The 14,317-nt window shown below is 66.5% G+C and carries 15 protein-coding genes and 1 tRNA gene; 3 read left to right on the top strand and 13 right to left on the bottom strand.

What is annotated here, in order from left to right:
- The first annotated feature begins 2 nt into the window (after window positions 1–2).
- Window positions 3–587 carry an RNA chaperone Hfq gene (gene hfq, locus ABC319_RS03910; protein WP_413071603.1) on the top strand — a complete coding sequence of 195 codons (585 nt, stop codon included), beginning with the start codon at window positions 3–5 and terminating at the stop codon, window positions 585–587.
- Window positions 584–1,876 carry a GTPase HflX gene (hflX, locus tag ABC319_RS03905; protein WP_413068974.1) on the top strand — a complete coding sequence of 431 codons (1,293 nt, stop codon included), beginning with the start codon at window positions 584–586 and terminating at the stop codon, window positions 1,874–1,876. The genes hfq and hflX overlap by 4 nt, the downstream gene beginning before the upstream one ends.
- On the opposite strand, the gene mazG is transcribed toward hflX, so the two are convergent.
- The 8 genes from mazG to ABC319_RS03865 form a co-directional block, all read right to left on the bottom strand.
- The gene (gene mazG / locus ABC319_RS03900; protein WP_413068973.1) at window positions 1,857–2,609 is read right to left on the bottom strand and encodes a nucleoside triphosphate pyrophosphohydrolase; all 753 of its coding nucleotides are present in this window, start codon (window positions 2,607–2,609) and stop codon (window positions 1,857–1,859) included. The genes hflX and mazG overlap by 20 nt on opposite strands.
- Window positions 2,610–2,630: 21 nt before the next feature.
- Complete coding sequence (locus ABC319_RS03895) at window positions 2,631–2,792, bottom strand: hypothetical protein (RefSeq protein WP_413068972.1); 162 nt, start codon at window positions 2,790–2,792, stop codon at window positions 2,631–2,633.
- The gene (locus ABC319_RS03890; RefSeq protein ID WP_413068971.1) at window positions 2,789–3,553 is read right to left on the bottom strand and encodes an MBL fold metallo-hydrolase; all 765 of its coding nucleotides are present in this window, start codon (window positions 3,551–3,553) and stop codon (window positions 2,789–2,791) included. Before ABC319_RS03890 ends, ABC319_RS03895 begins: the two co-directional genes overlap by 4 nt.
- A complete protein-coding gene (locus tag ABC319_RS03885; protein ID WP_413068970.1) occupies window positions 3,550–4,332 on the bottom strand; it encodes a TatD family hydrolase in 783 nt (260 codons plus the stop codon). Before ABC319_RS03885 ends, ABC319_RS03890 begins: the two co-directional genes overlap by 4 nt.
- The gene (metG, locus tag ABC319_RS03880) at window positions 4,332–5,888 is read right to left on the bottom strand and encodes a methionine--tRNA ligase (protein WP_413068969.1); all 1,557 of its coding nucleotides are present in this window, start codon (window positions 5,886–5,888) and stop codon (window positions 4,332–4,334) included. The genes ABC319_RS03885 and metG overlap by 1 nt, the downstream gene beginning before the upstream one ends.
- A gap of 191 nt (window positions 5,889–6,079) precedes the next feature.
- Window positions 6,080–7,054 carry an AAA family ATPase gene (locus ABC319_RS03875; protein ID WP_413068968.1) on the bottom strand — a complete coding sequence of 325 codons (975 nt, stop codon included), beginning with the start codon at window positions 7,052–7,054 and terminating at the stop codon, window positions 6,080–6,082.
- 16 nt (window positions 7,055–7,070) lie between these two features.
- Entirely contained in the window at window positions 7,071–8,234 is a 1,164-nt protein-coding gene (locus ABC319_RS03870) for a D-alanyl-D-alanine carboxypeptidase family protein (RefSeq protein WP_413068967.1), read from the bottom strand.
- Window positions 8,235–8,315: 81 nt separating this feature from the next.
- Complete coding sequence (locus ABC319_RS03865; RefSeq protein ID WP_413068966.1) at window positions 8,316–9,377, bottom strand: lytic murein transglycosylase; 1,062 nt, start codon at window positions 9,375–9,377, stop codon at window positions 8,316–8,318.
- Between the two features lie 91 nt (window positions 9,378–9,468).
- Here ABC319_RS03865 and ABC319_RS03860 point away from each other — a divergent pair.
- Window positions 9,469–9,558 (top strand) — tRNA-Ser (locus ABC319_RS03860).
- Window positions 9,559–9,564: 6 nt separating this feature from the next.
- Here ABC319_RS03860 and ABC319_RS03855 read toward each other — a convergent pair.
- From ABC319_RS03855 to bamA, 5 genes are all read right to left on the bottom strand, one after another.
- The gene (locus tag ABC319_RS03855) at window positions 9,565–9,882 is read right to left on the bottom strand and encodes a PilZ domain-containing protein (protein ID WP_413068965.1); all 318 of its coding nucleotides are present in this window, start codon (window positions 9,880–9,882) and stop codon (window positions 9,565–9,567) included.
- Between the two features lie 36 nt (window positions 9,883–9,918).
- A complete protein-coding gene (gene rpmE / locus ABC319_RS03850; RefSeq protein WP_413068964.1) occupies window positions 9,919–10,149 on the bottom strand; it encodes a 50S ribosomal protein L31 in 231 nt (76 codons plus the stop codon).
- 122 nt (window positions 10,150–10,271) lie between these two features.
- Window positions 10,272–10,763 (bottom strand): 3-hydroxyacyl-ACP dehydratase FabZ, encoded by a 492-nt coding sequence (gene fabZ, locus ABC319_RS03845; RefSeq protein WP_413068963.1) that lies wholly within the window; start codon window positions 10,761–10,763, stop codon window positions 10,272–10,274.
- Entirely contained in the window at window positions 10,760–11,416 is a 657-nt protein-coding gene (locus ABC319_RS03840) for an OmpH family outer membrane protein (protein ID WP_413068962.1), read from the bottom strand. Before ABC319_RS03840 ends, fabZ begins: the two co-directional genes overlap by 4 nt.
- Window positions 11,416–14,202, bottom strand: coding sequence for an outer membrane protein assembly factor BamA (gene bamA / locus ABC319_RS03835; RefSeq protein WP_413071602.1), 2,787 nt, complete (start codon window positions 14,200–14,202; stop codon window positions 11,416–11,418). The genes ABC319_RS03840 and bamA overlap by 1 nt, the downstream gene beginning before the upstream one ends.
- Window positions 14,203–14,317: the final 115 nt, after the last annotated feature.

The raw sequence follows: 14,317 nt of genomic DNA, 5'->3' as shown, positions 1-14,317 counted from the left end.
AGATAGGCAGCGGTCGTCCGTCGGGGCGGCCTGCCGACGCCGGTAAACGGTGCAGTCGCGGGCCATGGCCCGCCAACAAGAAGGCTTTGCCAATGGCCGACAAGCAGACTTCGCTGCAGGACCTGTTCCTGAACGCTCTCCGCCGTTCCAAGGTGCCGGTGACGATGTTCCTGGTAAAGGGCGTCAAGCTCCAGGGCATCGTGACCTGGTTCGACAATTTCTCGGTCCTGCTCCGCCGCGACGGTCAGTCGCAGCTGATCTACAAGCACGCCATTTCCACCATCATGCCCGGCGGCACCTTCGATGCCGACGCGATCGTCGATCAGGTGGGCGAGAACCAGCGCAAGACGCCGCTGTTGCAGGAGCTGTTCCTGAACGCGGTCCGCAAGTCCGAAGACAGCGTGACCATGTTCCTGATCAACGGCGTCATGCTGCAGGGCCAGATCGCCGGCTTTGACCTGTTCTGCATGCTCCTCCAGCGCGAGGGCATGGTGCAGCTGGTCTACAAGCACGCCGTGTCGACGATCCAGCCGGCCCGCCCGCTGAACCTGGCCGAGGAACAGAACGGCCCGGCGGACGAGGATTGAGTACCGGTTTCGAACGCGATCGGGACGAGTTCACCCGCGGCGCCCGCGCCATCGTTGTCCTGCCCGACCGTGGCGAGTCGACGCGTGACGCGGACGCCCGGCTGGAGGAGAGTGCCGGGCTGGCGGCGGCGATCGGTATCGACGTCGTCGACCGGGTCGCCATCCGCGTTCGCCAGCCACGCGCCGCGACTCTGATCGGCAGCGGCCAGATCGAGGAGCTGGCGACGCGCGTCGCGATGGAGGACGCCGCCCTCGTCGTCGTCGATGCGCCGCTCACCCCGATCCAGCAGCGCAACTGGGAAACCGCGCTGAAGGCGAAGGTCATCGATCGCACCGGCCTGATCCTGGAGATATTCGGCGAACGCGCCGCCACCGCAGAGGGGCGGTTGCAGGTCGAGCTCGCCCATCTGGACTATCAGTCCGGCCGGCTGGTGCGCAGCTGGACCCATCTGGAGCGGCAGCGCGGCGGCTTCGGCTTCCTGGGCGGCCCCGGCGAGACCCAGATCGAGGCGGATCGCCGGCTGATCCGTGATCGCATGGCCCGGCTGCGTCGCGAACTGGAACAGGTCAGCCGCACGCGGGGGCTGCACCGTGAGCGGCGCCAGCGCGCACCGTGGCCGATCATTGCTCTGGTCGGCTACACGAATGCCGGCAAGTCGACGCTCTTCAACCGGCTGACCGGGGCCGATGTCATGGCAGAGAATCTGCTGTTCGCCACGCTCGATCCCACGCTGCGCCAGATCTCGCTGCCCGGGGTCGACAAGGCGATCCTGTCCGACACCGTCGGCTTCGTCTCCGATCTGCCGACCCAGCTGGTCGCCGCGTTCAAGGCGACGCTCGAAGAGGTCGTGGCCGCCGATCTGCTGATCCACGTCCGCGACATCGCCCATCCCGATACCGAGGCCCAGCGCACCGATGTCGAGGAGGTGCTGGCCGAACTCGGTGTCGACGAGTCGACACCGCGGTTCGAGGCGTGGAACAAGCTCGATCTGCTCGATGCGGAGGGGCGCGAGGATGTGCTGGGCGACGCCGCGCGGCGGGCAGGGGTCATGACCATCTCGGCGCTGACCGGCGAGGGGATCGACGATCTCGTCGCGGCCGTCGCGGCCCGCCTGACCGAGGCGCATCGTCGTTACCACATCGACCTGCCCGCGGGCGACGGTGCCGGCATGGCGTGGCTGCACGCGCATGGCGAAGTGATGGGGCAGGAGGGAGAGGGCGACATGATGCACGTCGAGGTGCGCCTGTCGCCGGAGGATCACGCCCGCTTCACCCGCCGCTTCGCTTGACGGCACTCCACAGGGCTTCCTTGGCGTCGAGCGGCAGCGCGTCGAAACCCGTACCTGCGGCATCCTCCATCGCGGCGAAGCGGCGCTCGAACTTGGCATTCGCCGTTCGCAGTGCCTGTTCGGCATCGATGCCGCGATGGCGTGCCCAGTTGACGACGCTGAACAGCAGGTCGCCGATCTCGCCTTCCAGTTCGTTCGTCGGCGCGGCGTCCACCTCCGCCAGTTCCTCGTCGATCTTGGCGCGAGGCCCGCTCTCGTCGGGCCAGTCGAACCCGACCCGGGCGGCCCGCCGCTGCAGCTTCTCCGCCCGCTGCAGGGCCGGCAGTCCCCTGGCCACGCCGTCCAGCGCACCGCCCACGGCGCGCTCTTCAGCCTTCATCGCCTCCCAATCGGGTCGCTCGGCGGCATCGCCGAAGATATGGGGATGCCGTCGCTCCATCTTGTCGGCGATCGCCGCGGCCACCTCGTCGAAGGTGAACAGGCCGTTTTCTTCCGCGATCCGGCTCTGGAACACGACCTGGAGCAGCAGGTCGCCCAATTCGTCACGCACCTCCGCCGGTACGCCGCGCTCGATCGCGTCGGCAACCTCATAGGCTTCCTCGATCGTATAGGGCGCGATCGTTTCCCAGCGCTGCGCGACATCCCATTCGCAGCCGCCGACCGGATCGCGCAACCGCGCCATGATCGCGATCAGCCGCGTCAGGTTGGCAGGGGACCCGCTCGCATCGTCCATCACAAAGTCCGATAATACATATTATGTAAAATTGCGGAGCAGCAGATAGCTGATCCCGAAGATCGCCACCCAGGCCGCGACCATCCACGCCGTCGTCTTCATCGGAATACGGCGCGACACTAAAGCGGCGATCGGCAGGATCAGCACCAGCAGGTAGAAGACCAGCGCGGGACCGTTCGTCATACCGCAATCTCCATCCCGTCGAACCCGGGTTCGATACCGTCCGGCAGTTCGGCGCACAGCGATCGATAATCCATGCTCTGGTCCATATGGATCAGGACGGCCCGGCCCGGACGCAACTCGTCCACCCACCCGACGACCGCGTCGACGGTCGGGTGTGACGGGTGCGGTGCGCGGCGCAGCGCATCGACGATCCACAGGTCGACGCCAGTATATAGCGTCCGCATCTCTGCGGTCAGATCATGGAAATCAGTCGCATAGCCGATCGACTTGCCACCCGCTTCGAACCGCAGTCCCGCACTCGACGTGTTACCGTGCGGCTGGTCGACGACGGCGATGTCGATCCCGCCGATCGTGAACCGATCGGTCAGCGGTTCCGCCGTGATCGTGGGCGGATAGCCGGGTCGTCCGCGAAAGGCATAGGCGAACCGCGTCTCCAGCGTCGTCAGCGTGGCCGGGCGCGCCATGCCGCGTACCGGATGGCCGAGCGCGTGATACACCTGCCGCAGGTCGTCGATGCCGTGGCAGTGATCGGCATGATCGTGCGTCCATATCACCGCATCCACCGCCGCCACGTCGGCCGACAGCAACTGCTCGCGCATGTCGGGGCTGGTGTCGACCAGCACCCGCACGCCCTGATGTTCGACCAGCAGCGACGCGCGCGATCGCCGGTTGCGCGGCTCGGCCGGATCGCAGGCACCCCAGTCGTTGCCGATGCGCGGTACGCCGGAGGAAGTGCCGGAGCCGAGAATATGTGCCTTCACGCGTCGGCCCTGGTCTTTGCGAACAGGTCGTGGAAATTGGCCGCGGTGCGCGCCGCCAGCATGTCCGGATCGTCGCCCCGCAGCTTGGCCAGGAACGCGAGCGTGTCGGCGACGAACGCCGGCTCACCCGTTTTGCCGCGATGGGGCACCGGGGCGAGGAACGGCGCGTCCGTCTCGATCAGCAGTCGTTCGGCGGGCAGCCGGGCCGCCACCGCCTGAAGGTCGATCGCGTTGCGGAACGTCACGATCCCCGAGATCGAGATATAGAGGCCCAGATCCAATGCCTTGTCGGCGAAATCTCCGCTGGCGGTAAAGCAGTGGATGACGCCGCTATAGGTCCCCTTCCCCATTTCCTCCGCCAGGATCGCGGCCGTATCCTCTTCGGCGTCACGGGTATGGACGATCAACGGCAGGCCGGTCTCGCGACACGCGGCGATGTGCGCGCGGAAACTCTCGCGCTGCCGCGCGCGGTCGGAATGGTCGTAATGATAATCCAGGCCGGATTCACCGATGCCGACCACGCGTGGATGTCGGGCCCGCTCGACCAGCTTGGCAGTATCGACATGCGCGTGTTGGTCGGCCTCGTGCGGATGGATACCCACGGTCGCCCAGACATCCGGCTCCCGCTCGGCGGTCGCGACCACCGCATCCCACTCGCGTTCGCGCGTGGCGATGTTCAGCATCGCCGTCACCCCCCTCGCCCGCGCCCGCGCCAGCACCCCGGCCTGATCGTCGACCAGCCCTTCGTAGTTCAGGTGGCAATGGCTGTCGGCAAGCATCAGGAGGCGTCCTCCACGGGCATTTCCAGTCGGGGAAACGCCGGCGTCGGTGCGTCGATCCGGTAACCCGCAGCCGTCTGGCGCGCATACCAGCCATCGTCGTCGACCGCCGCATGATCGCGGGCGTCGGCGCCCAGTACGTCCAGGATCCGCCCGGCGCCGGACGGCACGACCGGCAGGATCGCGATGGCGAGCATGCGGATCGCCCGAACCAGCGTGCCGAGCACCGCGTGCATCCGCTCCGGATCGGTCTTGCGCAACGCCCACGGCGCCTGCGCATCGATATACTGGTTGCAGGCATAGACGCCGCGCATCCATGCCTCGATCCCCTGGCTCAGCATCAGGTCGCCGAACGCCGCCTTCAGCCCCGCGCAGGCGACCACGACCTCCTCGATCAGGACGGCATCGGCTTCATCGGCACGACCGGCTTCCGGCAGCGTACCTGCCAGGTTCTTGGCGATGAACGACAACGTCCGCTGCGCCAGGTTGCCGAACGAATTGGCCAGTTCCGCATTGACCCGCGTCACGATCGCTTCGGGCGAGTAGCTGCCGTCCTGCCCGAAACTGACCTCGCGCAGGAAGAAGTAGCGCAGGGCATCGACGCCGAAGGCATCGGCCAGATCCATCGGATCGACCACGTTGCCGACCGACTTCGACATCTTCTCGCCGCGGCTCAGCAGGAAGCCATGGCCGAAGATCGATCGGGGCAGCGGCAGCTTCGCCGACAGCAGGAACGCCGGCCAATAGACCGCGTGGAAACGGACGATGTCCTTGCCGATCAGGTGCAGGTCGGCCGGCCAGAAGCGTGCCTTTTCCCCGCTCGTGTCCGGATAACCCGTTCCCGTCAGGTAGTTGGTCAGTGCATCGACCCACACGTACATGACGTGGCCGGGGCTGCCCGGCACCGGCACGCCCCAGTCGAAACTGGTCCGCGATACCGACAGGTCGCTCAACCCGCCCTCCACGAAGCGCATGATCTCGTTGCGGCGGCTCTCCGGCCGGATGAAGTCGGGTTCGGCCGCATACAGGTCGAGCAGCGGCTGCTGGTATCTCGACAGGCGGAAGAACCATGTCTCCTCCGCCGTCCACTCCACCGGCGTGCCCTGGGGCGACAGCTTGGCCCCCCCTTCTCCCTCGACGAGTTCCTTCTCGTCGTAGAACGCCTCGTCACGGACCGAGTACCAGCCTTCGTATCGGTCGAGATACAGGTCGCCGGCGTCGACCATGGCCTGCCAGATCGCCTGGCTGGCCGCATAATGGTCCGTGTCGACGGTGCGGATGAAACGGTCGTACGAGATGTCAAACCGGTCGGCCATCTGGCTGAACCAGGCCGACATCTCGTCGGCGAACTCGCGCGTCGGCAGCCCGCGCGCACGGGCGGCCTGCGCCATCTTCAGTCCGTGCTCGTCGGTACCGGTCTGGAACAGGACGTCGCGCCCCGCCTGCCGCTGGAAACGGGCGATCACGTCGGCCGCGACCATCTCGTACGCATGGCCGATATGCGGCCGGCCGTTGGGATAATGGATCGCGGTGGTGATGTAATAGGGGGCGGACATGGCCGACGCTCTACGGTCCGCACTGCTGATCGGCAATGGCTGCGGTGGGTGGCGCTGTCCTACGTCACCCTTGCCTGCGATAACGGCATCGCTCTTTCTCATCGCCGCAATCGGGTCTGTCGGTGCGGTTAATTGAGGGATGAAGGTTGAGGGCCCGCATTCCGCAACTTCCTCAACATTCGCGCCTCAACTTACCGCAGCCGCGACAGCAATTCCGCCATTTCCCAAACGGTTCCGCCGGCATCCAGCGACAGTCCGCGTGCCGCGCCGGCGACGTCGCGGGCGGCCGCATGGGCCTCCAGCGCGATCTTCAGCCCGGCGCCCTGTCGGGATCTGGCTGCCCTGGCGATGTAGGCGGGCACACGATCCAGGAACGCCTCGTACCGCGGCTGTGCTGCCTTGCCCGCCAGTTGCTTCGCGAGCGATGCGCGCCGACGGTTGTCGGGATCGCCTTCGGCCGCGATCGCCGCGATCGCCGCATCGACGCCGGCCAGATCCAGCCCGGCGAACCGGATCCCCCGCCCCGGCGCGCCATCGGCCGCTGCCACCAGCGCCGCGATTTCCGTCTCGTCCGCGTCGGGCAGTGCCTGTCGCAGGATCCCGCCGACCTGTTCGTCCGACAGCCGCTCGAACCGTAGCAGCCGGCATCGCGACCGGATGGTCGGCAGCAAGCGGCCGGGCATGTGGCTGACCAGCAGGAAGATCGTTCCCTGTGGCGGCTCCTCCAGATTCTTCAGAAGGGCATTGGCGGCGTTGCGCTCCAGATCGTCGATCGCATCGATCACCACCACGCGTCGTCTGCTCATCGACGGTGCCGTAGCGAACAGCGGCTGCAGGGTTCGGACCTGCGCGATGCTGATCGACCGCGCCAGTTCGCCGTCCGGCTTCTCGGCATCTTTCGGCAGCCGCGCAAGGATGCGCAGGTCGGGATGGGATCCGGCGTCGATCAGCGTCCCGGTGCGGCTGCTCGCGGGAACGTCGAGACCGGGCGGCAGCGTCTCGCTCGCGCCCTCGGCCAGCATGCGCCGGGCCGCTGCCAGTGCGAAGCCGGCCTTGCCGATCCCCTCCGCCCCCGCCAGCAGCCAGGCGTGATGCAGCGTCCCGGTGCCCAGCGCGCCCAGGAAGGCGGCGTGCGCCGCCTCGTTGCCCAGCGGCCGATACGTCATCGTGCCGGTCGTCCGCTCAGGCGAAGAACGATGTCAGTCCGTTCCAGGCCCGCCGGAAGAAGCCGGCCTCCGCGATGTCCGCGCCGGCGACCAGCGGCAGGCGCTGTTCCGGCACGTCGGGCGAGCTGATGACCAGATCGGCGATATGCTGACCCGCCTTGATCGGCGCCTTGATCGGCCCTTGATAGACCACCTTGGCGCTCAGTTCCGGCGCCAGCCCTGCGGGCAGCGTCACCTTCAGATCCTGGCCGGCGATCAGGGGCACGCTGCTCGCACTGCCCATCTGCACCTCGGCGGTCTCCACCTGCTTGCCCTTGGCGGCGATCGGCTTGGCCTGCCACGCGCGGAAGCCCCAGTCCATGAAGCGCACCGACTCCTCGATCCGCTGGTTGAAGCCGTTCAGCCCGGCCATCACCATCACCAGCCGGCGCCCGTTCTGGATCGCGGATCCGGTGAAGCCGTAGCCGGCCTCCTCTGTGTGGCCGGTCTTCAGGCCGTCCGCACCGGCAACCCGGCCGAGCAGCGGGTCGCGATTGGCCTGCGTGATCTCCGATCCACCCATCGTCTTGCCCCAGGTGAAATCCCGGCGCGAGTAGAACTGCTTGTAGAGCTGGGGATAATTCTCGATCGTCGCGGATGCCAGCTTCGCCAGGTCGCGCGCGGTCACGTACGTCACCCCCTCGTCCGGCCAGCCGTTCGAATTGCCGAAGTGGCTGTTGTTCAGCCCGATCTGCTGCGCCACCCGGTTCATCCGCTCGGCAAAAGCCTGTTCGGAGCCGGAGATATGCTCGGCCAGAACGACGCAGGCGTCGTTGCCGGACAATGTGACGATCCCGTAGAGCAGATTGGCGACGCTGACCTGCTCGTTGGCCGACAGGAACATCGTCGACCCGGCGGCCGGGCCGTGCCAGCGGCGCCACGTCTCCGGCCGCACCGTCGCCATGTCCGTCAGCTTCAGCTCGCCGCGACGGACCAGGTCGAAGGCCACATAGACCGTCATCATCTTCGCCATCGACGCAGGCGGCATCCGGCGCTCGGCATCGCGGGAGAAGAGGATCGCGCCGGTCGACAGGTCCTGGAGGAAGGCGACGGGCGCCGGCGTCTGGAACTGCGGGGCGGCGGCGATGGACGGGCACGCGAGCAGCGCGGCCATGACGGGGGCGAGGATCAGCTTCTTCATGGGATGGTCCGTTGTCGGCGGTGAATGTCGGCAGGTGGCTGGATCATGGGCATAGCGCCGCCACGACGGCGCGTCACGCCTTCATCCCTCGACCGCGTCGGCCAGCAGCCCGACGGACAGGGCGTAGAAGTTCGAGCAGTTGTAATCGAGGATCACCCGGTAGTTGCCCGTCAGCAGGTAGGCGGTGGCTCCAGGCCCGTCGGGCTCGATCAATGCGGCCTGCACATCGTCGCCGGGCCATGGCCGGCCGAGCGGCGTGATACCCAGCGCCCGCCACTCGGCCATCGATCGCCACGCGCTGTGCCGTTCGAACACGCGGGGGCAGCGCGGACTGACGAGACGGTTCCGCAGGGCGGCACGGTCGAAGGTGGCCGGCACCCCCACCGCCACTCCCCAGGGCTGGCCGGGGCGCCAGCCTGCATCGACGAAATAGGCGGCGATCGACGCCAGAGTGTCGGCGCCGCTGCTCCAGATATCGGCGCGGCCATCGCCATCGCCGTCGCGCGAGAGGCGCAGGTAGATCGAGGGCAGGAACTGCGGATTGCCGGTTGCGCCGGCCCAGCTGCCCTTCAGCTGCGAACGCGGTACGCCGCGGTCGATCATCTTCAGGGCGGCGATCAGCTCACCCTCGAACAGCGTGCGGCGGCGGCCGTCGAATGCCAGGCTGGCCAGCGAGCGGATGAGGTCGAAGTTGCCGGTGTAGCTGCCGTAGTTCGTCTCGTGCCCCCAGATCGCGACCATGATCGATTCGGGGACGCCGCTCTGCCGCTCGATGCTGGCCAGCCGCGCCCGTTGAGCTTGATAGACGGCCTGCCCGCGGGTGATCCGCGCCATATCGACATGCTCAGCCCGGTAGGGGGCGAAAGGTGAGAAGCTGGTGCTCTGCGGGTTGCCGGGCTGGCGGCGATCAAGATCGATGACACGCTGGTTGACGGTAAGGCCGGCCAACTCGCGGTCGATCGTTGCGCCGCTCACCCCCTGCGCGATGGCGCGGGTGCGGACCTGATCGAGATATTGCCGAAAGGGATCTATGACGGAAACGGGCGCTTCCGCGACCGTGCCGTCCTGTGCGGCAGCGGGTGGGATGATGACGGCCGATGATGCCAACAGGAGAGAGGCGAGATAACCGAGTGATCTGAGCATGGCTGCTTGTCGGGCGTTGGAAGCGGCGCGGCAAGTCGGATCGTCGCCGGGCTTGCACGACCCGACGCGGACGCTAGGTAGGGCCGCGCCCGGAGAGATGGCCGAGTGGTTTAAGGCAGCGGTCTTGAAAACCGCCGTGGGTTCACGCTCACCGTGGGTTCGAATCCCACTCTCTCCGCCACAGCCGCTATCCGTCGTTCCCGGCCAGGCGATCGACGACGGTCTGGAGGATGGGGCGGCGGAACTGGCAGCCGGCGAGGAAGTCGTTGGACCACATCACCTCCGCCTCGACACCGGCAAGGCCCGGAAGGAGCAGGCAGATCATGCTGCCGCGGCGCAGGGCCGAGTAGGTCTGAAGCCTGGCGCCGGTGGTCGACAGGTCAACGACACGGCAAACCGCGCGGCCGAGCCGGCGGTGATCGAGACTGGCGGTAATGGCGAGCGGAGCGCGCGGCGAGGCACGGCGCCCCTTTGGATCAACCTGCTCGAATTCCGCGACAAACATGGCGACGTTGCTAACGCCGCCATGCCTAATTTCAGGTTACTTGCGGAGCGTGAGACCACCACCGAAGCGCTTGTTGAAGCGGGCCACCTGGCCGCCCGTGTCGAGCATCGTGCCGCGACCGCCGGTCCAGGCCGGATGCGCCAGCGGATCGATGTCGAGCGTCATCAGATCCCCTTCCTTGCCCCAGGTCGAGCGAGTCTCGAACACGGTGCCATCGGTCATCTGGACCTTGATCATGTGATAGTCGGGGTGGGTGTCCTGCTTCATTGCCTTGCCTTCCAAGTGGCTGGTTCCGACCAGCCGGAAAAGAAGGGCGCCCCCTATCCAACGGAGCGCCCAAAGTCAAAACCGCCGCCTAAGGTAAGGCTAAGGTAAGGGATAAATCGCGTTCATCCTGCCTTTGGCGGATCGGCGATCATCGCAGTAAAGTTAGCTTCTGCAACCACTTGGCCGTCGATCCTTGCAATCCCTGCGAACTTGCAGACCGACGCGCGCTTCTGGACGAACGATGCTTCCAGCCGGAGCAGGACGCCGGGTTCCACAGGCTTGCGGAACTTGGCCCCATCGATCGCCATGAAGTACACGAGCTTGCCCGAACCGGCAAGGCCGAGGCTCTCCACCGCGAGGATGCCGGCCGCCTGCGCCAGCGCCTCGACGATGAGGACACCCGGCATGATCGGCCGCCCGGGGAAATGGCCCTGGAAGAAGCCTTCGTTGATCGTCACCGCTTTTATCGCCGCAATGCGGTGATCGATCACCAGCTCCTCGACACGATCGACGAGGAGCATGGGATAGCGGTGGGGCAGCGCGGCCATGACCCGCCCGATATCGAGCGGGCCCTGGTTCACCTCCGTGCCGCCCCCGGCGGCGGCGTCGGTCACCGGCCGCCGGGCTGCGCCGGACGCGCAGGCGTGGTGGTCGTCGCCGCCGGCGCAGCGGCGGGAGCGCCGCCCTGCTGCTGCTGGCCCGGCTGCCAATTGGCGGGAGGCGTGATGCCGACGCTGGGAACCAGACGGTCAAGCTCGGTCGTGATCGCCGGGGTGATGTCTGCCGTCGGCTGGGTGAACAGCGCGGCGTCAGGACGGATCAGCAGGCTGACGTTGCGGGCACGGACCACGGTCTGCACCGCCTCGTTCAGGCGACCCGAGATCTGCTCGATCGCATAGGCCTGCGCGCGTTGGGCCGGCAGGGTCAGGCGGCCCAGCTCCTGCTCGGCAGCCTGCTGGCGGGTCTGGATCGCCTGGGCCTGGCTCTGCAGCGAGGCCTGGTTGGCGTTGGGCGCACGCGCGGCCGTCTGATACGCGGTGACGAGCGGCTGCAACTCCTTGCTGATCGCCTCGCGGCGGGCGTTCGCCTGATCGATCTGCGTCTTGTAGGTCGTCTCGATCTGCGTGCGGGCGGCGGCCCAGGCGCGCGAATTGGCGACGGCCCCTTCCGGATTGGCAACGGCGACGCCGTTCACCTGTGCCGAAGCGGACGAGACGGCCAGCGGCAGCGCCGCCGCGGCGAGGAGGAGTGCGGTGATACGGGTCATCAGAACTGGGTTCCTACGTTGAAGGTGATGAGCTTGTCGTCGTCGCCCTTTTGCTTGATCAATGCCCTGGCGAGATCGATGCGCAGGGGACCGAAGGGCGAATTCCAGTTGACGCCGATGCCGACCGATAGGCGCGGACGCGGCGAGTTGCCGAGGAAATTCTCGACGAAGGGCGAGGTTTCCTGCGGCATGTTGGTCGACGTACCGGAGCAGGTGCCGCCGAGCGTTGCCGAATAGCCGATCGCACAGGTCGTGGGACGACCGGCGTTGACCGTGTCTGCCGCCGACACCGAGTAGAGCGCCAGCGTCTGCCCGTTGACGCTCGTGGTAATCGGAGCGCCGATCAGGCTTGGCGAGCCGTCCTTGTTCGTTTGCAGCGATCCATCGGGATTGCGCAACTGGGTGAAATCCGTGGTCGGCAACGGACGCGTCAAACTGAACAGGCTGCCCGCCTGCACGTAGATCGACGGGCGCAAGCCCATTTCCCGGGCACCGGCACCCAATGGCAATTCCAGCTCGATGCGGCCAAGATAATAGGCCTTTCCGCCGAGCGGATCGTCCGAGATCTGGTTGCGATCGGTGACCAGAAGCTGCGTACCGGTTCTGGGATCACCAGCCAGTGGGACGCGCTGGATGCGCGGGCCGACACCGCGGATATCGAAGCCGCGGAAGTTCGGCTCGCCGAGATAGAAGCGGTCGATGATCCGGACCTTGTCGATCCCCTCGCCGCGGCTCTTCTCCAGCGACTTGATGTAGCCGCCCTCGCCCAGGAACGACAGGACGAAGCCGCTGCCCAGTCCCTTGTACTTGGCGAACTCGGCACGGGCGCGGATGTACTTCACGTCGCCGCCAAGGCCGGCGAAATCGTTGCTGAAGTTGAAGCGCATGCCCGCGGTCGGCCGCAGGTTGCTGTTCAGGCTGTTGTAGATCAGCGAATAGCCGACCGACGAGGTCCAGCGATTGCCCAGCGCCTCGCACAGATAGCGGCCGACGGTCGCGTTGGTGCACTGGCCGTTGACCAGCAGGCTGTCGTCCAGCCCGACCTCGTCATAGGACAGGCCGTAGCGCGCCGACAGCGACCAGTATTCGGTCAGCGGCACGCCCGACCGCACCTGGAACCCGGTCGACACCTGGTTGTAGATGGTGTTGCGATTGCCGTTCAGATCGAAGTTGAACTGATTGAAATCGCGACGGAAAACATCGACGCCGACCGCGATGTTCTTGTCGAACAGATAGGGCTCCGTGAAGCCCGCCTCGACCGATTTCTGGTAGCTGGAATAGTTGACGCCGAAGCGCAGCTCCTGCCCCTTGCCGCGGAAATTGCGCTGGGTGACGTTCGCCTGGATGATGAAGCGTTCGAGGCTGGAGAAACCCGCCGACAGCTGCAGCTCGCCCGTCGACTTCTCTTCGACCGGCGCCTCCAGCAGGATGCGGTCGGGCGAGGAGCCCTGCGTCCGCTTGATCTCGAACTTGTCCTGGAAATAGCCCAGCGAGTTGATGCGATCCTGCGAGCGCTTGATCTGGAAATCGTTGAAGGCATCGCCCTCGCCCAGCCGCATTTCGCGACGGATGACCTTGTCCTGCGTCTGGGTGTTGCCATTGATGTCGATCCGCTCGACATAGGTACGCTGAGCCTGGGCGATGTGGAAGTTCAGTCCCATCGTCAGCGTTTCGCGGTCACGCTGATATTCCGGATCGACCTGGGTGAAGGCATAGCCGAACAGGCCCGCCGACTGGGACAGGTTGTCGATCGAATCCTCGACCAGCTTGGCGTTGTACCAGTCGCCCTTCTTCATCGGCAGCGACGCGGCCAGCCGGGTATTGTCGAAGTCGCGGATCTCGCTGTCGACGGTGACGTCGCCGAACTTGTAGCGCGGCCCCTCCTCGACGACATAGGTGATGATGAAATCGCGCTTGTCCGGGGTCAGCTCGGCGACCGCGCTGGTCACGCGGAAATCGGCATAGCCCTCGGTCAGGTAGAACTGCCGCAGCTTCTGCTGATCATAGTTCAGACGATCCTGGTCGTAGCTGGTGCCGGAAGACAGCAGGCGGAACCAGCGCGACTGCTTGGTCGCCATCTGGCCGCGCAGCTCGTCGTCGGAGAATTTCTCGTTCCCGAGGATATTGATCTGGCGGACCTTCGACTTCGATCCCTCGCTGATCTCGAAGACGATATCGACGCGGTTCTGGTCGAGGTTGACCATCTTCGGCTCGACGATCGCCGCGAAGCGGCCGCCGCGGCGATACAGCTCGATGATGCGGGCGACGTCGGCCCGCACGGCCGTCCGGGTGAAGATCTGGCGCGGAGCGAGCTTCAGTTCCTTCTGGATCTTGTCGCTCTTGATCGCCTTGTTCCCCTCGAGAATCACCCGGTTGATGATCGGGTTCTCGCGGATGCGCAGGACGATGTTTCCGTCCTCCACGCCGGAGATCGAGTAGTCGGCGAACAGCTCCGACGCCTGCAGATCGACCAGCGCCTGATCGAGCGTGGCGGTGGTGTAGGGGATGCCGATCCGGAGCTTGGTGTAGGACAGCACTGTCTCGGGCTCGATCCGTTGCGAGCCTTCCACCTTCAGCGACTTGATGGTGCCGGCGGCGACCGGTGCGGTGGTGGCCGGAGTCGCGGTACCGGCGGGAGCCGGGGTCGGCGTGCCGGCCGGCGTCGGCACGGGAGCGATGCGCCCGGTGCCGGGCGACGCTGCGGTGTCGGGCGTGCCGGTGCCGGCCGCGGGAGCGCGCGCCGGGCCGCTGCCCGACTGCGCCAGCGCAGGGACGCCTGCGAGCATCGTGCTCGCCAGCAGCGTCGCGCCGACCGCCGCGACCGAAAGACCATTATTCTTCACTAGAAAACCACCCCAGGATAACGTGACACCGACCCCTGTCGATTTCGCCCTGCCCCAG

This window comes from Sphingomonas phoenicis (genome assembly GCF_047238005.1).
Lineage (GTDB): Bacteria > Pseudomonadota > Alphaproteobacteria > Sphingomonadales > Sphingomonadaceae > Sphingomonas.
This window is presented reverse-complemented; position numbering and strand designations above follow the sequence as displayed.